The following is a 22912-nucleotide window of genomic DNA, read 5'->3' as shown; positions in this document are numbered from 1 at the left end:
CATGTGCAAATAGCCGTTTTCAAACCTACTCGCACGCATCTCCACCGGAGAAATGATGTGCTGGCTCGATCCACCCCGCCTCGCCGCCAGCGTTGTGCACTTCCACCCACCATTCGTATTTCGGCCTTGAGAGAACCCTGAGTGCCGATGCATTGGGTGGTGCGCCAAACGAATCATCAGGCAAATCTATTTGATCCGAGTACGTTTTGCCGTGGTACCAGAAGAGATCGCTCGCTTCACCTTGATAATGCAAAGTGTAGAGAACATCACCTGCCGTCAGAGAAAGTTCGGGCGCTTTCCCATCGCGCATATAGCCGAGCTTTATCGGCTTCAGTACCCGGGTCACTCCGTACTTTGTGGTGATAACGACACCCGTCACGGCGCGCACCGACTGGCCGGCTGCAATATGAAAGCTGACAGTCGACGTGTCCGACCTGTCCTGATGGGCATCAAGCGCTTTAGTGGCACGCCAGTTTCCATAGGTACAGCACTCGAATGGGCAACTCCTCCAGTCGTTGAAGGGTAAGGAGGGTTTGTCCTGCGCCTCCGCGGCAGGCACGGAAAAAAGCAGCGCGAGAGCGACACTTATTTGAAGTTTCATTGGTCATCCTTGAGTTGGACGCATGCGCTTGTATCTCGTCACCGAGAAGCAGCCGTTCGAGGATCGAATGCTGTGGTGCGTCCAACCATCCGCGCACGCAACGCCCGCTCGCACGGTATCGAAACAAACCGCGCCACGGCTTTGCCGAGCAGCCAGCAGAGTGGTAGCGCCAGCAGGTACCAGAGGAATCCCCAGCGTATGTCGCTGCCGGTGGCGCGATAAACGCGCACCACGGCATACACCACGAACATGTGGCTGAGATAGATCTCGTAGCTGAGCCGGCCCCACGATGCCAGCCAGCCGAATCCACGGAGCGTCGATACCGGCCGCGCCTGCAGCGCGATCAGCATCAGCATCGCCGAGACGGTCAGCAGCAAAAGAATGCTGTCGCCCATCAGCGGCCAGAGCAGGCGGCCGGCAAATATTTCCGCCAGCATGCCGAACGCGCCCACGAGAATCAGGCTGCGCGTCAGTGCGATCGAAAGCACCGGCAACTGCTTCGCCAGCAAGGCCCCGATAACGCCGATCGCAATCGCCGACATACCCGGCAGGTAGGCTTTTTCCTGCCAGATCTCGTTGCCCGCCAGCGCGCCGTGCGTCCACGGCATCGATACGGCCAGCAGCACCAGCAGCGTTGCCAGTATCCAAACCCGCCGCGTCAGCAGGCAGACGATCGGAAAGCCGATATAGAACGCTTCCTCGATCGACAGCGACCACAGCACGTCCCAGTTGCCCGGCAGGTAACCGGTCGTGCCCTCGTACCAGTTCAGGTGCAGGCCGAGCGCGGCGAGGATGGCGCGCGGCAGCGACTGGCCCGGTCGATCGATGACGTAGTCTTGCACGCCCAGAACATGCAGCACGCTGAGCACGGCCACCAGCAACAGCAGGCACGGGACGATGCGCGAGAAGCGCAGCGCGTAGAAGGTCTTTATGTCGATGCGCGCAAGATCACCCCAGCGCCGCAGCGCGTTGCCGGCGATGAGAAAACCGGAGATCACGAAAAACACGAACACCGCTTCGTAACCGTTGTAGTTGAGGTTGGATAGGAAACTGCGCGGCAGAACATCGGCCAGCAGCGTCTTCTTCAGCGGAATGCGGATGCCGATATGATTGAGGATAACCAGCACAATAGCCAAGCCACGCAGCAGATCGATGCCAACATTCCGCGTCGCGCTGGTTGAGGAAATCACGGAGCTGCCGCTCACCTCCTTAACCTCACGCATGCGGCGCTTGTCCGCCTTCGTCGCGCAGGCTGAAGGGATTGAAGCGCGTGCCGTAGTCGAAGGTGTCGACGTTTTCAGCGCGCTTGAGCCAGCCCACCACCGCGTAGGTGACTGGCGTCAGCACTACTTCGACCAGCACCTTCATCACCCAGTTGAACAGGATCACCTTGACCAGGGTCGTGCTTTCCCAGATGCCGTAGAAGGCGATCGGGTAGAAGGTCACGCTGTCGAACGCCTGGCCGAACACGGTGGAACCGATGGTGCGCGTCCACAGATGTTTGCCCTTGGTCAGCAGCTTCAGGCGGGCCATCACGAAAGCGTTGACGAAGTCGCCAACCCAGTAGCCGATCATCGAGGCCACCGCGATACGCGCCGTGCCGCCGAAGACAATTTCTAGCGCGGGCTGCAAGGTCTTGTTGAACGGCTCGGCGCCGCTGGGCGGCATGTGGATCACCACGTACGACATCACCGTGGCGAAGATCATCGCGCCGAAGCCGGCCCAGATCGCGCGCCGCGCCCGCGCGTAACCGTACACCTCGGTCAGGACGTCGCCGAAGATATAGCCGATCGGAAAAAACAGGTTGCCGGTACCGAAACTGAGTGCGCCGATCCACGGCAGGTCGATCACGCTGACCTTGGCGGGACCGATCAAGTTGGAACACAGCAGCACCCCGACCATGCCGGCGACCAGCATGTCGTAATAACGAAAGCCACGGGCAGGCGCAGCGGCGGAGAAAGTCATCGAGTCGCCCCTAAGAGTGATGCCTAAAGCATAACCCGGGGCGGCACGAGCACTACCGCGTCAACTTGGACAATGTCGAGGATCAGACCACCTCGACGCCGCGCCAGAACGCCACGTGATCCTTGATCTCCTTGGCGGCGTCTTTCGGCTCCGGGTAATACCAGGCCGCGTTGGCATTGACCTCGTCGCCGACCAGCACGTCGTAATAACTCGCCGTGCCTTTCCAGCCGCAGACCGTGTGGTGATCGCTGCTGCGAAAGTTTTCTTTGTGCAGCGACTCGACCGGGAAATAGTGGTTGTTCTCTACCACCACGGTCTTGTCGCTTTCGGCCAGCACAACGCCTTTCCACAATGCACGCTTAGTCATCGGTCAACTCCTGTCCGGGGAACAGCACGTCGGTATAGCCGAACTTGCTGAAATCAGTAATGCGCGAGGGGTACAGACGGCCGATGAGATGGTCGCATTCGTGCTGCACCACGCGCGCGTGAAAACCTTCGGCGGTACGATCGATGCGCTCGCCCTTGGGGTCGATGCCTTCGTAACGAATCAAGCTGTAACGGCTGACCGCACCGCGCAAACCGGGCACGGACAGGCAGCCTTCCCAACTCTCTTCCATGTCCTGCGACAGCGGGGTGATCACGGGGTTGAGCAGGATCGTTTGCGGCACGGCCGGCGCATCCGGATACCGCTCGCTGCTGTCGAAGCCGAAAATCACCAGCTGCATGTCGACACCGATCTGCGGCGCCGCCAGGCCCACGCCGCCGACCGAGTGCATGGTCTCGAACATGTCGGCGATCAGCGTGTCCAGCTCGGGGCTGCCGATCAGTTCTTCCGGCACCAGCGGCGCAATGCGCAGCAGGCGCTCGTCGCCCATCCTCAGAATCTCGTGCATCATTGCCGCCTCATCGTCTGGAACATTACTTAATGAATGGATAGGGTCGGATCGCGCAAATGCAAGCTGAATCGCCGGCTTTTCAGTAGACACTCAAGCAGCATCACCGTTCAAGAAACGTTGTGATCGCCACGCCGTCCGCAGCTTTTTGCCAACCGGTATGGCGAGCCGACCCGCCACCCAAGCCAGCGCACCTATGGCGGACGCGGTCCAGCGCGATACGTTTCGCTTGAAGGCCAGATCTCGAAAGCATCAAGGCATGCCGAGGATTGACCGCTGCGTCGTGCAAGGCGACTCTTGTAGTTCTTGTTACCTGAGATTTGCCTGCCATGCGCGACCCCATCCCCCAGGGCATCACCCCCATGCCCGCAGGCGTGCCGTTGACGGCAACCGGCCGCCTGCTCTGGGCGCTGGTCGCCTTCGTCGGCGCAGCCTGTCTTGGCGTCGTCGCGCTGCGCCGTGGCGAGCCGGTGAATGCGATCTGGCTGGTCGCGGCGTCGCTGGCGGTGTTCGCCATCGCCTACCGTTTCTACAGCCGCTTCATCGCCCGGTTCGTGCTGCAGCTGGACGCCACGCGCGCGACGCCGGCGGTGCTCCGCAACGACGGGCTGGACTACGTGCCGACCAACCAGTGGGTGGTGTTCGGCCACCACTTCGCCGCCATCGCGGGCGCGGGGCCGCTGGTCGGGCCGGTGCTGGCGGCGCAGATGGGCTACCTGCCCGGCACGCTGTGGATTCTGTTCGGCGTGGTGTTTGCCGGCGCGGTGCAGGATTTCATGATCCTCGCGCTGTCGCTGCGTCGCGACGGGCGCTCGCTCGGCCACATGCTGCGCGAGGAGCTTGGCCCGGCACCCGGCGTGGTGGCGATGTTCGGCGTGCTGGTGCTGATGATGATCGTGCTGGCGGTGCTGGCGCTGGTGGTCGTGAAAGCGCTCACGCATAGCCCCTGGGGCACGTTTACCGTGGCGGCCACCATTCCCATTGCCCTGCTGATGGGCGCGTATCTGCGCTGGATTCGGCCCGGGCGGATTCTCGAGGGGTCGCTGATCGGACTGGCACTGCTGCTGGCGTCGATCGGCTACGGCGCGCACGTGGCCGCGTCGCCGACGCTGGCGCCGCTGTTCGACTTCGACGCCAGGGCGCTGGCGTGGTGGCTGATCGGCTATGGCTTCTGCGCGTCGGTATTGCCAGTATGGCTGCTGCTGGCGCCGCGCGATTACCTCAGCACGTTCCTGAAGATCGGCACCATCGCCCTGCTGGCGCTGGCGATCTTCATCGCCGCGCCGACGCTGCAGATGCCCGCGGTGACGGAGTTCATCGACGGCAGCGGGCCGGTGTTTCAGGGCGGCCTGTTCCCCTTCCTGTTCATCACCATCGCCTGCGGCGCGGTGTCGGGCTGGCACGCGATCATCGCCTCGGGCACCACGCCCAAGCTGATCGGCAACGAGGGCGAAGCGCGGCTGATCGGCTACGGCGGCATGCTGATGGAGGCATTCGTGGCGATCATGGCGCTGATTGCCGCGGCGTCGCTGCATCCTGGCGTGTATTTCGCGATGAACGCGCCTGGCGCGCTGATCGGCAGCACCGTGCAGAGCGCGGCCACTGCGATCAGCCAGATGGGTTTCGTCATCACGCCGGACGAGCTGCTGCAGACCGCGAAAAACATCGGCGAAACCAGCATCCTAAGCCGCGCCGGCGGCGCACCGACGCTGGCCGTCGGCATGGCGCAGCTGCTGCACAACATCCTGCCTGGCGGCGGCATGATGGCATTCTGGTACCACTACGCGATCCTGTTCGAAGCGCTGTTCATCCTCACCACCGTCGACGCGGGAACGCGCGTTGGCCGCTTTATGATCCAGGAAATCGCTGGGCTGATTCACAAGCCGCTGCAGGCAACCGAATCGTGGACGGGCAACCTGCTGGCCACCGCGATCTGCGTGTCGCTGTGGGGATACTTTCTGTATCAGGGTGCGGTCGATCCGCTGGGCGGCATCAACACGCTGTGGCCGCTGTTCGGCATCGCCAATCAGATGCTGGCGGCCATTGCGCTGATGCTGGCGACGGTCGTGGTGGTGAAACTCAAGCGCCAGCGCTATGTGTGGGTGCCGGGCATACCTGCCGTATGGCTCATTCTCTGCACGCTGACCGCCGGCTGGCAGAAGCTCGTCGGGCCGATCAGCTTCACGGCGGCGGCCAGCAAGTACGCACTAGCCGCGCAGCAAGCTCATCTGCTGGCGCCAGCCAAGACCGCCGCCGAGATGCAGCGCATCGTCAGCAACAATCAGGTCGACGCCGCGCTCACCGGCTTGTTCATGCTGCTGATTGTCAGCATGCTCGCATTCTCGCTGCGCGCGCTGATAAGGGCTTGGAATACGCCGACGCCGACCGCGCACGAAGAACCCTATGTCGCGCTCGCAAGCGTGAGGCATTGAGGCCATGTCGATGACCCGATCAGCGATCACCCATGCCGTGCGGCAAGGCTGGCAGCGCCTCACGCAAACCGCCCGCCTGTGCTGCGGCGTGCCCGATTACGAGGCTTACGTGCAGCACCTTCGCCAGCACCATCCCGAGCGCGATGTGCCGAGTTATGACGCGTTCTTTCGGGAGCGGCAGATCGCGCGATACAAGGGCACCGGCGGCCGGTGCTGTTGATTCGTAGGTTGGTGGTGAGCGCCAACGAACCCCAACATCTCGGCAGCGCGAAGTTGGGGTTCGCTGCGCTCACCACCAACCTACCAAGCCGTTGCCATCGAGGGACCTCTCAACGCACCAATTCCCGCATCGCCAGCTCGATGCCCTTCGGCGTCAGCTCGAACATGCGCGGGCCGAGGATCTCGGTGATCAGGCGATTGGAGACGGTGTAGTTCCAGCTGTCCTGCGACATCGGGTTGAGCCACGCCAGGCGAGGAAATTTGGCGGCCAGCCGCTGTAGCCAGATGCCGCCGGGTTCGGGGTTGTTGTGCTCGACGCTGCCGCCGGTGTGGGTGATTTCGTAAGGCGCCATGGCCGCATCGCCGACGAAGATCAGCCGCGTATCCGGCGGATGCGTGCGCAGCACCTCCATCGTGCCGATGCTGTTGCTGTACGTGCCGCCGTCGCCCTGCCACAGGCGCTCGTAGACGCAGTTGTGGAAGTAGTAATGCGTGAGCCGCTTGAACTCGCCGCGGGCCGCGGTGAACAGCTGCTCGCAGGCATTAACGTGGTCGTCCATCGAGCCGCCGATATCGAGCAGCAGCAATACCTTGATCGCGTTGCGGCGTTCGGGCCGCATCTTGACGTTGAGCAGACCGGCGTCACGTGCGGTGGCGTCGATGGTGCCGCCGAGGTCGAACTCCTCCTGTGCGCCGCGTCGCGCAAAGCGGCGCAGCCGGCGCAAGGCCATCTGCAGATTGCGCACGCCGAGTTCGGCATCGTCGGCAAGGCCGCGGAACTGGCGCTTGTCCCAGACCTTGACCGCGCTGCGGTTGCCGCCCTGCCCCACGCGAATGCCTTCCGGATGAAAGCCGCCCGAGCCGAACGGGCTGCTGCCGCCGGTGCCGATCCACTTGTTGCCGCCGGCATGGCGCTCTTTCTGCTCGGCCAGACGCTGGCGAAAGGCTTCCATCAGCGCATCGAGGCCGCCGAGCTTTTCGATCGCGGCTTTTTCCTCGTCGCTAAGCTGGCGCATAAAGTCGCGCCGTAGCCAGTCCTCAGGGATCACGGCCTCGGGCGTCAGCGGCTGGCTGGCCACGCCCTGCCACCACGCACCGAAGGCCTGGTCGAAACGATCGTAGTGGCGCTCGTCCTTGACCCAGATTAGGCGCGTCAGCTCATAGAAATCCTCCTGATCGGCGAAGGCGACGTGCGCCTTCAGCGCGCCGTGCAGATCCAGCAGCTCACGCAGGCTCACCGGCACGCCGGCGGCGCGTACGGCATTGAACAAGCCGATCAACATGCGCCATCAACCTCAGCGCGACTGGCGGCGATGCATAAAGGCGAGCCGCTCCAACAGCTGCACGTCCTGCTCGTTCTTGATCAGCGCGCCGTACAGCGGCGGAATCGCCTTGCCGGGATCGCGCTCGCGCAGGGCGGATGCGGGGATGCGATCGGCCAGCAGCAGCTTGAGCCAGTCGATCAGCTCCGAGGTCGACGGCTTCTTCTTGATGTTGGGCACGTCGCGCAGCTGGAAAAACATCGCCAGCGCTTCGTCGACCAGCGCCTTGTCGATATCGGGGTAATGCACGGCGATGATCTTTTCCAGCGTCGCCGCATCGGGGAACACGATGTAGTGGAAAAAGCAGCGGCGCAAAAACGCGTCCGGCAGCTCCTTCTCGTTGTTGGAGGTGATGACGATGATGGGGCGATGGCGGGCGCGGATGGTTTCGTCGGTCTCGTAGACGTAGAACTCCATGCGGTCGAGTTCCTGCAGCAGGTCGTTCGGAAACTCGATATCGGCCTTGTCGATCTCGTCGATCAGCAGCACCACGCGCTCACCCGACTCGAACGCTTCCCACAGCTTGCCCTTGCGCAGGTAGTTGCGCACGTCGTTGACGCCTTCCACGCCGAGCTGGGAATCGCGCAAGCGGCTCACCGCGTCGTATTCGTACAGACCCTGCTGCGCCTTGGTGGTGGACTTGATGTGCCAGGTGATCAGCCGCGTCTGCAGCGAGCGCGCCAGCTCCTCGGCCAGCAGGGTCTTGCCCGTGCCCGGCTCGCCCTTGATCAGCAGCGGCCGCTGCAGCGTGATGGCCGCATTGACCGCGAGGCTGAGGTCAGAGGTGGCGACGTAGGTGTCGGTGCTTTGGAAGGTCATGGGGATGGAGGTCGATGGGGGCTTGGATACAGGTTAGCGCAGGCGCGTAACCGTAATGTAGGTTGGAGTGAGCGAAGCGACTGTGGAGGCAGGATGCCGGAACGAACATTCGCGAAGCGAATGGCCCGCAGGGCGAGCCGCAGGAGCGGCCCGTAATCCCAACGTCCCCGCAGCGTGTTGTTGGGTTTCGCTTTGCTCAACCCAACCTACAAAAGCGACGGAAGCGGTGACCCCGCAATCCAATGCGTTGCCTGAAGCTCATCCAGCAGCGTTACCACGGCCTGTCGGGCCTGGGTGCCGTGGGTGGGCAAGACCAGCATGTCGCCTTCCTGCGCCCAGGCGAGCAGGCCGCGGACGGCGTCGATTTCGTCGAGGCACTCGACCACGGCGTCGGCAGGTACGCCGCGAACGGCCAGCTCGTTACGCAGGATATCGGCAACCTCACCGGCGACGCGTCCACGCATGAAACCATCGATATCTTTCAGCACCACACGCTGCGGGTGGAAGCTCGCTGCGACCGCCGCGAGTTCGCGGATGTCGGCATCCTCGCGATTGCCGGCCTGGCCGAGCACGAGTCCGAGGCGGCCCGTCTCGTTCGCGCTTCTCGCCACACCCAGCAGACCGCGCAGGCCTTCGGGATTGTGCGCGTAGTCGACGAAGACCTGCAGACGGCCGAGCTGCCAGTGCTGCAGTCGACCGGGGTTGTCGGCATGTGCGCGGCCGAAGCTGGCAAGCACCTTGACGATTTTTTCGGCGGAGATGCCGAGCGCCGTCGCGGCGAGAACGGCCGCGGACATATTGGCGACGTTGTAGGCCGCGCTGCCGGCAAAACTCAGTGGCATCTCGGACACGCTACCCAGGTCGTGATCGACGCCAAGATAGTGCAAGTAAAGACGACCCTCGCGCACGCCGCAGGTGCTGCGGCCGTGCGCGCGATGCGCCAGCAAAATCGGATGCGCTTCATCCTGCGCAAACCACGCGAGCGGTACGCCGATCGTCGCGGCGTGCTTCACCAGCATCGCATCGTCGGCATTGAGGACCAGCAAACCGGCGTGACCCAGGGCCCGGGCCACGGTGAGTTTCACCTGGGCCAGATCGTCGAGCGTGTGGATGCCGTATTCGCCGAAGTGATCATCGCTGACGTTGGTGACCACGGCCACATTGGCGTGCCGCACGGCGAGCCCGCGGCGCAGGATGCCGCCGCGCGCAGTTTCCAGAATCGCCGCATCGACGGTCGGCTGGCGCAGTACTTCGCGCGCGCCGGCGGGGCCGGAGAAATCGCCGGAGTCGATCGCTTCGCCGTCGATGAACACGCCGTCGGTGCAGCTGTGTCCCGAGTGCCAACCGTGCGCGCGCACCATCGCGGCGAGCAGGCGCACCGTGGTGGTCTTGCCGTTGGAACCGGTCACCACCGCGACGGGAATATGGTGCAGTGATGTCCAATCCACCTCACCCACGGCAGGCAGCTGATCGATCGGCCAGACGCGCGCGCCGCGGCCTTCGCCGATCGATACCGCATCGTCGTCCGCCAGCGCCGCGATGCCCTTCGCCTCGGCCGCCTGCATCAGCGCGATGAGGCCGGGCCGGCGCTCTGCCGCCGCTAGCGCACGCAGCGTATGGAAGGCCGAATCCCGATCCCACGTGGCCGGATGGCCTGGCGCATGCAGGCCGACGTTCATCGCCAGCGCATCGGCCAGCGTGGCCAGCCACGCCCACTCGTTCACTTCGGTGGCGCTGTAGAGCTGGTCGACCGGCGCCTCGAAGGCCAGCGCGGCGCCGCCCACGTGCGGCCGCTCGAACAGCGGCGCGTGCGGCCAGCCCAGCGCATCGCGGGCCAGGGACACGTTCACGCGCCAAGCATGGCGCAGCGTTTCGTCCGGCAGCACGCCCAGCGTTTCGAGAACGGCGCCGGTGCCGGCGAAATACAGGTTGATGCCGGTGAGGCGGCGCGAGTCCTCGAACGGCAGCGGCTCGGATGACACCGGCGTCGATATTTCAGCCGTAAAGACGGCCGAATCGTTGGGCTCGATCGCAGGCATCGATCAGTCGTCACTCTCGCGCGAGAAGCGCACGCCGCGCTCGTCACGCACCACGTCGCCGAGATCGGCAAAGCTCGCCTCATCGAAGCCCGGATCGATCACCGTAGGCGCGGGCGGGCTCGCCGACGTGTCGACGCGAACCTCGGGCGCTCCCTCGGGCCGGAACTTCACAATCTGCTTCCACGAGCGCACCAGCGCGTCGGCAAAAATCAGCAGCAGGTCCCCCGGGCGACCCATGCGCAGCGCGGCGTCGGTCGCTTTTTGCTCGTCGGGGATCACGGAAATATCGTTGGCCAGCACGCCAGCGGCCTGCAGCGCGCTGGACAGGATGCGCGGCACCTCGTCGCCGTCGCGGCCGCGCAGCGAATCGTCACGCCGGCAGATGTAGTGGTCGAAGCGGCCGGCCACGGCGTTGGCAATGGCCACCAGGTCCTCGTCGCGCCGATCGCCCGGGCCGCAGATCACCACGATGCGCCGACCGCTCACCTCCAGCCGCTGCGCCAGATCGGCCATCACTGACACGGCGTGCGCGTTGTGGCCGTAGTCGAACAGCACCTTGAACGGATGCTCGCTGTACACGTTCATGCGCCCAGGCGCCTGGAAAAACGTGGTGTCGAACGTGCGCAGGCCCTGGCGGATCGCATCGAGCTTGATGCCGAGCGAAAACGCCATCGACGCGGCGACCATCGCATTCTGCACGTTGTGCAGGGCGCGGCCTTCCATCGTCGCCGGAATCAGGTGCGTCCACAGCAGCGGAATATGGCTGCCCTTGTCGTACAGCGTAATCATCGAGCCGTTGACGCCCGCCTCCAGCGCGCACGCGCGTCCACCCGCGCGCACGTGCTCGCGCACCAGCGCGTGCGAGGGATTCATGGTGACATAGCAAATCACCTTGGCGTCGGTGTAGCCGGACATCTTCAGCACGTTCGGATCGTCGGCGTTGAGCACGGCGCAATCGGTGGCCACTTCCACCACGATGCGCTTGACCTCGGCCAGCTGCTCCAGCGTGTCGATGCCCTTCAAGCCCAGATGATCGGACTGCACGTTGAGCACCGCGCCCACATTGACCTTGGGTACGCCCATGCCGGCACGGATCAGGCCGCCGCGGGCGGTTTCCAGAATCGCTATATCGATTTGCGGATCGGACAGCACCATGCGCGCGGACACCGGCCCGGTCATGTCGCCCTCGACCGTGCGCTGGCCATCGATATACACGCCGTCGGTGGTGGTGAGTCCGGGCGTATAGCCGGCCATCTTGGTGATGTGCGCCAGCATGCGCGCGGTGGTGGTCTTGCCGTTGGTGCCGGTCACGGCCGCGATCGGCACGCGCGACGGCGTGCCCGGCGGAAACAGCATGTCGATGACCGGCCCGGCCGCATCGCGCGGCGTGCCCTCGCTGGGGCTCACATGCATGCGGAAACCCGGCGCCGCGTTCACTTCGCAGATGCCGCCGCCGATGGTCTTGTAGCTTTCGGTGATGTCGGTGGTAAGAAAATCCACGCCGCCCACATCGAGGCCGATCGCGCGGATCGCGCGCACCGCCATGTCGCGGTTGTCGGGGTGGATCACGTCGGTGACATCGGTCGCGGTGCCGCCGGTGGAGAGATTGGCGGTGGAGCGCAGGAACACGGTTTCGCCAGCCTTGGGCACCGACTCGGCGGTGTAACCCATGCGCTCCATCATCATGTCCGCCTGGGCGTCGAGCACGATGCGGGTCAGCACTTTTTCATGGCCGACGCCACGGCGCGGATCGGCATTCACCGCATCGACCAGCTGTGCGATGGTCTGCGCACCGTCGCCGATCACGTGGCCGGGCGTGCGGCGCGTGGCAGCCACGAGTTCACCATTGACCACGAGCAGGCGGTGATCGTCGCCGCTGAGAAAATTCTCCACGATCACCGAGCGCGAAATTTCGCGCGCCTCGTTGAAGCCGGCGATGATCTCCTCGTCGGTCATCAGATGAATCGAGATGCCGCGACCATGGTTGCCGTTGAACGGCTTGGTCACCACCGGCACGCCGAGCCGGCGCGCGGCGCGCAGCGCGCCCTCTTCCGTCGTGACCAACTCCTGCTTGGGTACCGGCAGGCCGAGCGTGGCGAGAATCTTGTTGGTCTCTTCCTTGTCGCTGGCCAGCTCCACCGCGATATGCGGCGTGCGGCCCGTGACGGTGGCCTGGATGCGCTGCTGGTACTTGCCGTGGCCGAGCTGCACCAGCGACTGCCCGTTCAAGCGCAGCCAGGGAATGTCGCGCTTCTCAGCCGCGTGCACCAGCGAGGCGGTCGACGGGCCCAGCGCGCGACGCTGCGCGTAGCGAATGAATTCGTCGCGCGCGCTCGGCCATTCCCAGCCTTCGGGCACGCTGTTGCGCGTGCGAAGTTCTTCCGGCAGCAATGAAGACAACAAGCGAAGCGCGAGTTCGCCGGCGGCAATGCCTTCTTCCTTCTGCGCGTACTCGTACACCACCGAATAAACGCCGGGTTTGTCGACGCCGCGGGTCTTGCCGAAGGTGACGTCTTCACCGGCGACATTCTGCAGCTCGATTGCCACATGTTCGAGCACGTGACCGAGCCAGGTGCCGTCGCCCTCGCGCATGCGGCGGATAAAGCCGCCCGGCTCGCGAAACGAACAGCCGTGTTCGGCCAGGCCTGGCAATGCAGCGATCAAGCCGTCGACGAAACCCGCGCCTAGTCTGCCGGTCGGCCACTGCTCCAGCTCGCCCAGATCAAGCGTCAGCCGTATCACCGGAAAATGCGCGTACAGCGACGGACCGACAAACACAGAGCGTTCCAGAATGCGCATAGGTTTTCCTTGGAAGATTGGACGGGCGGCGGCGGTCTCGCTGGAGCGGCTTTACTTCATTCGCTTTTTTTCGGTACGGCCAGCGTACCCGCCGAGGCGTGGCGCGTCTGCATGTTGAACGTAGCACCGGCAATCAACACGTGAATGGTCACGCCGAGCATGCACACCGGATCGTGTTCGCCCGCCTGCGCCATCGAGGAAAACTGCAGGTTGCCCGCGTCCAGCACCGTAACCGAGCCGCTGCCCTCCACTTCCACGGTGTTGTCGGGCCGGATGAACGCCGCGGTGTCCTCGTCCAGGCCGATGCCGACCGCGTACGGGTTGTACGCCAGCGCGGCCATCAGCCGGCCCAGGCGATCGCGCTGGCTGAAGTGCTGGTCGATGATGAAACGGTTGGTCAGGCCCAGGCCCGGCGCCAGCCGCACGCTGCCGGCGGTGGGCGACAGGCCCTCCTTGCCGAACGCGATCATGTGCTCACTGAGGATGCTGGCGCCCGCGCTGGTGCCGCCCACATGGACACCGCGCGCGTTCAACGCGCGGATGCGCTGCGCCACCGGCGTGCCGCCCAGCATGGTCGACAGGCGCAGCTGATTGCCGCCGGTAAAGAAAATGCCGGTGGCCTGATCGAGCCGCTGCAGCCGATTTTTTTCCTCGGTGTCGCGGCGCATGTCGAAATCGAGCACGCCGACTGTGCCCACGCCCAGACCGGTAAACAGTTTTTCGTAGCGCTCGCCCGTGTCGACCAGCTGGCTGGCTGTAGGGATCACCACGATATTGGCGTCTTTGCCGCCGCACAGCTCGACGAAGCGCTTGAGAATCCGCGGATCGTCTTCCTTTTCTTCCGCGCCACCAATCGGCACGATCCAGCCCCGCTGCTCCCCTTCCACTACCCTGCTGGGACTCATTGCGTTCTCATCTTTATTCGAAGTCATGGGCTCTCTGAGTCTCGGAATTCAAGGGGTTTAGCCCATCGATCGTGACGCATCGAACGTCTGTTATTTGTTCACGGCGCCTGCTTCGCCGTGTCGAACCGGGGACGCGGACTATGGCGACGTGTCCTCGAACATGCCATGGTGTTTGATCCGCCCATCGCGCACGTGGATCACGCCGCGGGCGATCACATCGTGCGCCGCGCCTGCGCTGTCCAGTGCCACCAGATCCGCGTCCGCACCAACGCCGATATAACCCTTGGAAGCGAGCCGCAGCAGCCGCGCCGGATTGCTCGTGAACGCCGGCAGCGCACGTTCCAGCGGCACGCCGCGGGCGATCACCTCGTTCAAGGTTTCCAGCAGCGCGCCGGATTCGCCCACGCCCATCTTGCAGACGTGGCCGTTGGCATCGAAGGTCGGCAGGCAGCCGCCGGCGTCGGAACTCACCGTGATCCGCTCGGCGTGCGCGCCGCTGTCGAGATAGCGCAGCAGCGCATCGGCGGCGCTCCACGCGTCCTCGCCGTCTTCCACCGGAAACGCTGTGAGGTCGATCGTGCAGCCGCTGGCGGTGAGCGCCAGCGCCTCGTCGAACAAGCCCCTGCGCCGGTTGACGTGGGTGGGATGAAACACCCGCGGCGGCAGCTCGCTTTTTTCCAGCGCCTGGCGCACCAGATCGAGTCCGCGCAAGCCGTCGCCCAGATGCAGATGCAGCACGCCGGCCTTGCCCGTCATCAGCCCGGCCACGTGCGCATCGGCGGCAAGCCGCATCAGCTCATCCAGCGTCGGCTGGCTGGAGCGGTGATCGCTGATCGCCAGCTCGCCGATGCCGATCAGGGCCTCGATAAACACCAGATCGCCGCGCACGCTGCCGGTCAGCGTCTGCGGCGGCACGTGGTAGCCGCCGGTAAACGCCAGCGCGCTCAAGCCTTCCTCGCGCAGCGCGTAAACGGTGGCCAGTAGATCGCGCGGCCCGCGCGCCACGTCGTCGGTGCCGAGCAGGCCGACCACCGTGGTGATGCCGGCGCGGGTAAAGCGTGAGATGCCCTGCGGCCGCACGCGCGTGCGGAACCCGGCCTCTCCGCCACCGCCGGTCACGTGCACGTGCGCGTCGATCAGGCCCGGAATCAGCCGGCGGCCGTGCAGATCGATCGTCTCCACCGACAGCGCGGCGGGCAAATCGGCGAGCTGCGCGCCCATCCACAGGATGCGTCCGCCGCCCAGCAGCAGATGCTGCAGGCCGAGCGGTTCGGGCGAATAAACCTGCGCGTTGCGGAGAAGCATGAGATTCATCCGCGCAGCGTGCCCACCGGTGAAGGTGGCGTCAAGCTGGATCGGGCATGGCAGCCCAGTCCCCGGGCCGAAATGCCGACCCGCGAGGCGGCGCGGCAAAGTTCTGCATCGACCATTCACCGGATAACAGGGACAATCACAGGTCGATTTCCCGATGTGACCTCATGGCCAACATGTCCAGCACAAATACTTCCCATGACGCAGGCCAGCGCGCAGCCGGCAAGCCGGCGCGGCGCGAGTCACAACATGGCGTGGGATTGCGCGTGATCGCGATCTACAAGGCGGTGAAGACGGTGGGCCTGATCCTGATCGCCATCGCCTCGTTCCATCTGTACAAGACCCAGAATTTCGACCAGCTGGTGCACTGGATGGAGCACCTGTCACTGACCGACAGCAACGGCCTGCGCTGGAGGCTGGTGCAGATGCTGGAAGACATGGGCCCGAACAAGTTCGTGGCGATCGGTCTGGTCGCGCTCGCGTATGCGGCGATTTTCGCGACGGAGGGCATCGGCCTTTGGCTGCACAAATACTGGGCCGAGTGGTTCACCGTTTTTGCCACCGGCTCGCTGATCCCGGTCGAACTTTACGAGGCCATCCACCACTTCACCTGGCTCAAGCTGGCGGCACTGATCGCCAACATCCTGATCGTGATTTATCTGGTGCGCATAGCGCTGCAGTCGCGCAAAGAGATGAAGAGCGAGGGTTGAGAGCGACTCCCCGCTTCGGCGCAATCTCGCCCGGGCAGAGCGCCGTGCCTCGATGCGTCGAGAAGGCCTTGCCGATCACACCTCGTGATGCATTGCCTCGGCCGGCAGCTCACCGCCGTCACGTCGCGGCATCAGCTCCACCGTGTACATCGCCGCCAGCACCAGGGCGCCGCCCACCAGCATGCGCCAGGTCAGCACGTCGCTGCCGAAGACCACGGCGAAACCGGCGGCGAACACCGGCTCGGTAGTCATCACGATCGCCGCCCGCGCCGCCGGCATGTGCGACTGGGCCCAGGTCTGCATCAGCATCGCGCCAGCGCCGGCGATCAGCGCCATGTACAGCACGGCAAACCACGCCGCGCGATCCGGCGGCAGCGTCGGGCCATGCGGCACGGTGGCGAGCAGGCAGACAACGGCGATCGCCACCATCTGCACGGCCGACAGGCCGAACGCCTCACCGCTGCGCGACCACTGGCCCAGCCCGACGATATGCAGGCCGTACATCAGCGCCGACGCCAGAGTCAGCCACACGCCCAGATCGACCGACACACCGTTGAGCGACAGCAGGGCCAGCCCGGCCGTGGCGAGCAGCACCGCCAGCCACACCACGCCGGGCGTGCGATGTCGCAGCAGCAGCATGGCCAGCAGCGGCGTAAACACCACATACATGCCGGTGACAAAACCGCTGACGCTGGGCGCAATGCGCGACAGCCCCCAGGTCTGCAGCAGCTGGCCGACGCCGTAGATCACGCCCAGCAACAGGCCGCGCAGCAGCTGCCGGCGACCGAGCCGCAGCACCGGCCGCGCAAACAGCGCCAGCATCACCAGTGCCGCCACGACAAAGCGCACGGCCAGAAAATCCACCACCGGCATCCGCGAGACCACGTCCTTGATCAGAAAAAACGTCGAACCCCACACGGCGGTCATCGCCAGAAGGCCGAGGGTGGCGAGCGTGGTGGTGGAGCGCGTGCTGAGCATGGATGTTTTGGTCGGGAACGGGGAACGGGGAACGGGGAACGGGGAACGGTTAAAGCAGAGCACGCGATATGTAACGTTACGAAGTATTTTAGTTCGCAGCCATTGCAGTGTGAGCGTCATGAGACGTAGCGATAAGCTGCCGTTCCCCGTTCCCCGTTCCCGCTCTACTTCCTGGGCCTGCTCAGCAGCTGCCCCGGCACCTTCAGCCAGTAATGCGCCCAGATACCCAGCCAGACGACGCTGGCAATGAGCGGGTTGCGCGCGGCCGGATCGTGCTTGCGAAACCAGCGCCACATGCCGTGGTGCTTGTTGCGGCTGACGAAGACCGGCCGGTGCGCGCTGGACGTGCCCTTGGCGTGCGTCACGCGCACATCGCCGGCGAGCAGCACCTGATAACCCATGTCGCGCACGCGGCGGCACAGGTCGAGATCTTCGCAGTGCAGAAAATAATCCTGATCGAAGCCGCCGATCCGGTTGAACACCGCGCGCGGCATCAGCATCAGGGCGCCGGAAACAGCTTCGGCCTCGATCACTTCTTCGGGAATTTCTTCAGTGATGTTGACGCCTTCGCCGGCGCGGCCAAACATCGTATTGACCGCACGACGCAGCAGCGGATCGCGGCGCCACGAGGCCGGGTCAGGTTTGCCGTCCTCGTCGCATACCACCGCACCAACTAGGCCGGCCTTCGGATTGCGCGCCAGCACGTTGAGCAGGTCGGTCAGGTCGTCCTCGAGCACGAGGCAATCGGGGTTGAGCAGCAGCAGCGCCTGGCCTCTGGCCCGCGTCGCGCCGATATTCATCGCCGGGCCAAAGCCCAGGTTGGCACGGTTGTAGATAACCGTGAGCCGCGGGTCGCCCTGATACGCGCGCCCGATCGCCTGCGGCACGCCGTCATCGGAGCCGTTGTCGACCAGGATCACTTCCAGCGCCAGCGTAGTGTTGAGCAGGCGACGCACGCAGTCACGCATCATCTGGCCGCTATCGGCGGACACGACGATGACACTGAGCACGGTCGCAAACGGCGAGCGGGAGGAGGCTGGACTATTCACGCAGCAAGTATGCTTTAGGTTGAGTGAAGGGAGAACGGCACCACGCGCCCATGTCTTGCAAAGCGTGCGCGGCGTCGGTGAATCGCATCAGGGCATCGCGTCATTTGGTCACGCGGTTCCGGCGATGCGTACCCTACATATACGCAGCATCGACCCACTTGGCTCAGCGGACTCAGTCCTCGGCGGCCGCATCGTCACCGAGCACGGCGCGCAGCGCGAGCGGCATATCGCCGTGGCGGCGAATCAACCACGGCTGCTCGCGGTACCAGCCGTCCAACTGCCATCCGCGCAGCCGATGCAGCTTGCCGGTCTCACGATCGCGCAGCGCGACGCCGCGGTCATTCGTCAGGCGCGCAGCGAACCAGCGTCCCGAAGGACTGAAAGCAGCCTGGGCGCCGACGCCATCGATGCGGGTGCCGTCATCGAAGCCATACGCGCCGTCACGATGCAAGACCCGACCGCCGTAGGGATCATCGATACCCTCCGCGGCATCGCACCAGCGCGGCGCCTGCAGTTCGATGATTTCCGCGGGCGGCCCGACACGCGCGCGCGGCCATTCGGATGGCTCGGCGGCAGGCTGATTCAAGGCGCCGGCGTCGAGCTTGAGCGCGCGGCGCGCATCGCGATCGAGCCACGCTTCAAGACCGGCCAGCAGGGTGTAACCGACCAGCATGCCGAGCAGCGCAATCACCCATGCGAAGACGCCACCGCCAAGCGCGCGCTGCAGCGCGAACAGCGCCCCGGGCAAGCCCCAGCCCAGGCCGTGCCGCAGCAGCCAGCGATGTTCGTGCGCCAGGCGATGTTCCAGCAGCCAGAGTACCGCCGCCATCGCCAGCAGCAGAGGAAAACCGGTCCACCATGGGGCCAGCGCCAGGAGCACGCACCACGAGATCGTGCCGAGCCACAGCGCCGGCACAAACGTCGGGCGCCGGGCCATGGCTCAGCGCCGCCCTGCGTCTGGAATAGCGATCAGCCGCACCACACGCGGGCGTTGCGGAACATGCGCATCCACGGCGAATCCTCGCCCCAGCTTTCCGGATGCCAGCTCATCTGCACGCTGCGGAACACGCGCTCGGGGTGCGGCATCAGAATCGTCACGCGACCGTCGGCGGCGGTGAAGCCGGCCAGGCCGCCGGGCGAGCCGTTCGGGTTGAGCGGATAGTTCTCGGTCGGCTTGCCGCGGTTGTCGACGAAACGGACCGCCGCATGCGCCTTGGCCGGGCTGCACGCGTTGGGAAAACTCACCCGGCCCTCGCCGTGCGCCACCGCCACCGGAATGCGCGAGCCGACCATGCCCTTGAAGAACAGGCTGGGCGAATCGAGGATTTCCAGCGTGGCCACGCGCGCCTCGTACTGCTCCGACGCATTGCGCAGAAACTTCGGCCAGTGCTGCGCGCCGGGGATGATGTCCTTCAGCTGCGACATCATCTGGCAGCCGTTGCACACGCCCAGGGCGAACTTCGTCTCGTCGGCGAAAAACGCGGTGAATTGCGCGCGCAGCATCTCGTTGAAGAGGATCGACGCAGCCCAGCCGCGGCCGGCGCCGAGCACGTCGCCATAGGAGAAGCCACCGCAAGCGGCCAGGCCGCGGAAGTCGGCCAGCTTGATCCGCCCGCTGGCCAGATCGGACATGTGCACGTCGACCGCGTCGAAGCCGGCGCGGGTGAATGCGGCCGACATCTCGACCTGGCCGTTGACGCCCTGCTCGCGCAGCACGGCCACGCGCGGCCGCACGCCGCTGCCCTTGGACGCCGTGATGAACGGCGCAGCGATATTCTCGCTCGCGTTGAAACCGAGCTTCGGCGTGATGCCGGGATCGATGTCGTCGCGGCGCCACTGGCGCTCGGCGTCGGCGCTGGCCGGGTTGTCGCGCAGGCGCTGCATGGCGTAGCTGGTGTCGTTCCACGCTTCGAACAGCGTGCTCCAGTTCCACTTGAACAGCGTGTCGCCGCCCAGAAAAAACTTGATGCCGAGCTTTTCTTTCGGCCGTCCAATCCGGTGACTGATGGCAGCCAAACCGTGCTTGACCAGCAGCGCCTCGAACGGCTCGCGGTTGGCCTCGGCCACCTGCAGGACCGCGCCAAGCTCTTCGTTGAAAAGGCCGCGCAGTGTCGCCTCGGCCCAGCCGTCCATGTGAATTTCCAGACCGCAGTGGCCGGCAAACGCCATCTCCAGCAGGGTGACGATGGCGCCGCCGTCCGAGCGATCGTGATAGGCCAAGAGCAGGCCGCCGGCATTCGCTTCCTGCACCAGATCGAACAGCGCCTTCAGCCGCTTCGGATCGTCGAGATCGGGCGGCACGCCGCCGCCGCGGTTGAATACCTGGGTCAGCGCCGAAGCGCCGAGGCGATCGCGCCCCGCGCCCAGGTCGATCAACCACAGATCGGAGTGGCCGTGATCCAGCCGCAGCTGCGGCGTCAGCGTGCGGCGCGCGTCGCTGACGCGGGCGAAGCCGGTGATCACCAGCGACACCGGCGACACCGTTCGCTGCGGCTTGCCCTCATGCTCCCACTGGGTCTGCATGGACAGCGAGTCCTTACCAACCGGAATGGAAATTTCCAGCGCGGGGCAAAGTTCCATGCCAACGGCTTTCACCGCATCGAACAGCGCGGCGTCTTCGCCGGGATGATTCACCGCCGCCATCCAGTTGGCCGACAGCCGTATTTCGCCGAGGCTGGCTATCGGCGCGGCGGCCATATTGGTGATCGCCTCGCCCACGGCGAGGCGCGCGGCCTGCGCGCTGTTGAGCACGGCGACCGGTGCGCGCTCGGCCATCGCCATCGCTTCTCCGACGTAGCCGTCGAAATCCGAAAGCGTCACGGCGCAATCGGCGACCGGAATCTGCCACGGTCCGACCATCGGGTCGCGGTGATTGAGGCCACCCACCGTGCGATCGCCGATGGTGATCAGAAAACTCTTGCTGCCTACCACCGGCAGCCGCAGCACGCGCAGCAGCGCCTCGTTCATACCGATGCCGGTGAGATCGGGCAGCACGTCGATGCGCGGCTTGATGTGCCTAGCGTTGCGATGCATGCGCGGCGGCTTGCCGAACAGCACATCCATCGGCAGGTCGATCACCACCAGGTCGCGGCGCGGATCGGTCACGCGCAGGCGACGCTCGGCCGTAGCGTCGCCGACTACGGCATACGGGCAGCGCTCGCGCCGGCACATGGCCTCGAATTCGGCCAGGTGTTCCGGGCCGATCGCCAGCACGTAGCGCTCCTGCGATTCGTTGCTCCACACCTGCATCGGCGAGAGCTGCGGGTCGTCGCAGGGAATTTTTGAAAGATCGATTTCGCCGCCCACACCAGCGTCGTTGAGCAGCTCGGGAATCGCATTGGACAAGCCGCCGGCACCCACGTCGTGCACGCTGACGATGGGATTCGCCTCGCCAAGACGGCAACAAGTGTCGATCACTTCCTGACAGCGGCGCTCCATCTCGGCGTTGTCGCGCTGCACCGAGGCGAAATCCAGCTCGGCGCTGGAGCTGCCCGACGCCACCGACGAAGCGGCGCCGCCGCCCAGCCCGATCAGCATCGCCGGGCCGCCCAGCACGATCACCTTGTTGCCCGGCTGCACGGCGTGCTTCAGCACATGGCCCGGACGCAGATTGGCCAGGCCGCCGGCCAGCATGATCGGCTTGTCGTAGCCGCGGCGCAGGCCGGATTCGCCGGTTTCGTGTTCGTAGGTACGAAAATAGCCGCCCAGACACGGACGACCGAACTCGTTGTTGAACGCGGCCGCGCCCAGCGGGCCGTCGCGCATGATCTCGAACGCGCTGGCCATGCGCGGCGGCAGCGGGCGGTCGATTTCCCACGGCTGCGGGTGGCCGGGAATGCGCAGATCGGACACCGAGAAACCGGTGAGACCTGCCTTCGGCTTGCCGCCGCGGCCGGTCGCGCCCTCGTCGCGAATCTCGCCGCCGGCACCGGTGGCCGCACCGGGCCACGGCGCGATCGCGGTGGGGTGGTTATGCGTCTCGACCTTGATCGCAAAGTCGATGCGTTCTTCATGCGCGCGCCAGATGCCGTCTTTCGCATCGGGGAAAAAGCGCTTGCCCACGCTGCCCTCGATCACCGCCGCATTGTCCGAATAGGCGGAAAGGGTATGCGCCGGCGACTGCTGGTGGGTGTGCTTGATCATGCCGAACAGGCTCTTGTCCTGATCGACGCCGTCCAGCGTCCAGCTGGCGTTGAACACCTTGTGCCGGCAATGCTCGGAGTTGGCCTGCGCGAACATGAAAAGTTCGGCATCGGTTGGGTCGCGGCCCAGTTCGGCGTAGCGGTCGACCAAATACTCGATTTCATCGTCGGCCAGGGCCAGGCCGAGCCGGCCGTTCGCTTCATCCAGCGCGCCCTTCGGGTTGCTGCCGAGCGCGATGTGCACCAGATCGCCGGGCTGGCCGACCAGAAACAGGCCCTGGGCCTCGTCGATCGTCGTCAGCACCGACTGCGTCATCGCGTCGTGCAGCTCGGCCATGATCACCGCGTGGTCCGGTGCGCTTGCCGCGGGCAGGCCGGTGATCTGCCAGGCCATACCGCGCTCGACGCGACGGATGCCGGAGCCTTCCGCACCGAAGCCGGCGCCGTGCAGGATTTCCGTAGCCTTGCTCGACCACGGCGAGATGGTGCCCAGCCGAGGCACGACCCACAGCGTGGCTGGCTCGGGCTTGGCGTCCTTCGCTTCCAGCACGGCCAGCAGGTGCTGACGCAGCGTGCCCTGCGGCACCGTGTCGGTGTCGACGAAAAAGACGAACCACGAGGCCTGCACGCGAACGCCGTGATGCAGGGCATCCAGGCGGGCATTGAGACGTTCGAGGCGGAATGGCGAGAGGGCGCTCTGCCCGTCGAGTGCGATCATGCGGGGAACG

At 65.2% G+C, this 22912-nt stretch carries 18 protein-coding genes; 3 read left to right on the top strand and 15 right to left on the bottom strand.

Going from position 1 to position 22912, the window contains the following annotated elements:
• Positions 1 to 25: 25 nt before the first annotated feature.
• The 5 genes from ACDK93_RS04765 to def form a co-directional block, all read right to left on the bottom strand.
• A complete protein-coding gene (locus ACDK93_RS04765; protein ID WP_458071446.1) occupies positions 26 to 601 on the bottom strand; it encodes a hypothetical protein in 576 nt (191 codons plus the stop codon).
• Positions 602 to 639: 38 nt separating this feature from the next.
• Positions 640 to 1824, bottom strand: coding sequence for an acyltransferase family protein (locus tag ACDK93_RS04760; RefSeq protein WP_458071445.1), 1185 nt, complete (start codon positions 1822 to 1824; stop codon positions 640 to 642).
• Complete coding sequence (locus ACDK93_RS04755; protein WP_458071444.1) at positions 1817 to 2566, bottom strand: queuosine precursor transporter; 750 nt, start codon at positions 2564 to 2566, stop codon at positions 1817 to 1819. The genes ACDK93_RS04760 and ACDK93_RS04755 overlap by 8 nt, the downstream gene beginning before the upstream one ends.
• A gap of 82 nt (positions 2567 to 2648) precedes the next feature.
• Positions 2649 to 2933: a DUF427 domain-containing protein gene (locus ACDK93_RS04750; RefSeq protein ID WP_458071443.1), complete on the bottom strand. Its 285-nt coding sequence runs from the start codon at positions 2931 to 2933 to the stop codon at positions 2649 to 2651.
• Positions 2926 to 3462, bottom strand: a complete 537-nt coding sequence (def, locus tag ACDK93_RS04745) for a peptide deformylase (protein WP_458071442.1) — start codon at positions 3460 to 3462, stop codon at positions 2926 to 2928. Before def ends, ACDK93_RS04750 begins: the two co-directional genes overlap by 8 nt.
• A 377-nt stretch (positions 3463 to 3839) precedes the next feature.
• On the opposite strand from def, the gene ACDK93_RS04740 reads away from it, so the two are divergent.
• A complete protein-coding gene (locus tag ACDK93_RS04740) occupies positions 3840 to 5891 on the top strand; it encodes a carbon starvation CstA family protein (protein ID WP_458072343.1) in 2052 nt (683 codons plus the stop codon).
• Positions 5892 to 5901: 10 nt separating this feature from the next.
• Positions 5902 to 6111, top strand: a complete 210-nt coding sequence (locus ACDK93_RS04735) for a YbdD/YjiX family protein (protein ID WP_458071441.1) — start codon at positions 5902 to 5904, stop codon at positions 6109 to 6111.
• A gap of 109 nt (positions 6112 to 6220) precedes the next feature.
• On the opposite strand, the gene ACDK93_RS04730 is transcribed toward ACDK93_RS04735, so the two are convergent.
• The 6 genes from ACDK93_RS04730 to iadA form a co-directional block, all read right to left on the bottom strand.
• Positions 6221 to 7393 (bottom strand): vWA domain-containing protein, encoded by a 1173-nt coding sequence (locus ACDK93_RS04730; protein ID WP_458071440.1) that lies wholly within the window; start codon positions 7391 to 7393, stop codon positions 6221 to 6223.
• Positions 7394 to 7405: 12 nt separating this feature from the next.
• Positions 7406 to 8251 (bottom strand): AAA family ATPase, encoded by an 846-nt coding sequence (locus tag ACDK93_RS04725; protein WP_184509356.1) that lies wholly within the window; start codon positions 8249 to 8251, stop codon positions 7406 to 7408.
• A gap of 206 nt (positions 8252 to 8457) precedes the next feature.
• A complete protein-coding gene (locus ACDK93_RS04720; RefSeq protein ID WP_458071439.1) occupies positions 8458 to 10290 on the bottom strand; it encodes a Mur ligase family protein in 1833 nt (610 codons plus the stop codon).
• Between the two features lie 3 nt (positions 10291 to 10293).
• Positions 10294 to 13089 carry a cyanophycin synthetase gene (gene cphA, locus ACDK93_RS04715; RefSeq protein WP_458071438.1) on the bottom strand — a complete coding sequence of 932 codons (2796 nt, stop codon included), beginning with the start codon at positions 13087 to 13089 and terminating at the stop codon, positions 10294 to 10296.
• A 56-nt stretch (positions 13090 to 13145) separates the two neighbouring features.
• On the bottom strand, positions 13146 to 13994 hold the full coding sequence (locus ACDK93_RS04710) for a cyanophycinase (RefSeq protein ID WP_458071437.1): 849 nt from the start codon (positions 13992 to 13994) through the stop codon (positions 13146 to 13148).
• 138 nt (positions 13995 to 14132) lie between these two features.
• Entirely contained in the window at positions 14133 to 15299 is a 1167-nt protein-coding gene (iadA, locus tag ACDK93_RS04705; protein ID WP_458071436.1) for a beta-aspartyl-peptidase, read from the bottom strand.
• Between the two features lie 173 nt (positions 15300 to 15472).
• Here iadA and ACDK93_RS04700 point away from each other — a divergent pair, with 173 nt between their 5' ends.
• Entirely contained in the window at positions 15473 to 16015 is a 543-nt protein-coding gene (locus ACDK93_RS04700; protein WP_458071435.1) for a DUF2127 domain-containing protein, read from the top strand.
• A 75-nt stretch (positions 16016 to 16090) separates the two neighbouring features.
• Here ACDK93_RS04700 and ACDK93_RS04695 read toward each other — a convergent pair whose 3' ends face one another.
• The 4 genes from ACDK93_RS04695 to purL form a co-directional block, all read right to left on the bottom strand.
• Complete coding sequence (locus ACDK93_RS04695; protein ID WP_458071434.1) at positions 16091 to 16993, bottom strand: DMT family transporter; 903 nt, start codon at positions 16991 to 16993, stop codon at positions 16091 to 16093.
• Between the two features lie 164 nt (positions 16994 to 17157).
• Positions 17158 to 18042 (bottom strand): glycosyltransferase family 2 protein, encoded by an 885-nt coding sequence (locus ACDK93_RS04690; protein WP_458071433.1) that lies wholly within the window; start codon positions 18040 to 18042, stop codon positions 17158 to 17160.
• Positions 18043 to 18214: 172 nt separating this feature from the next.
• On the bottom strand, positions 18215 to 18979 hold the full coding sequence (locus ACDK93_RS04685) for a hypothetical protein (RefSeq protein WP_458071432.1): 765 nt from the start codon (positions 18977 to 18979) through the stop codon (positions 18215 to 18217).
• Positions 18980 to 19011: 32 nt separating this feature from the next.
• Positions 19012 to 22902: a phosphoribosylformylglycinamidine synthase gene (purL, locus tag ACDK93_RS04680; protein WP_458071431.1), complete on the bottom strand. Its 3891-nt coding sequence runs from the start codon at positions 22900 to 22902 to the stop codon at positions 19012 to 19014.
• Between the last annotated feature and the right edge of the window lie 10 nt (positions 22903 to 22912).

The organism is Rhodanobacter sp. BL-MT-08, assembly GCF_054161255.1.
The sequence above is the reverse complement of the archived record's forward strand: the minus strand, read 5'-3'. Positions and strand labels throughout refer to the sequence as shown.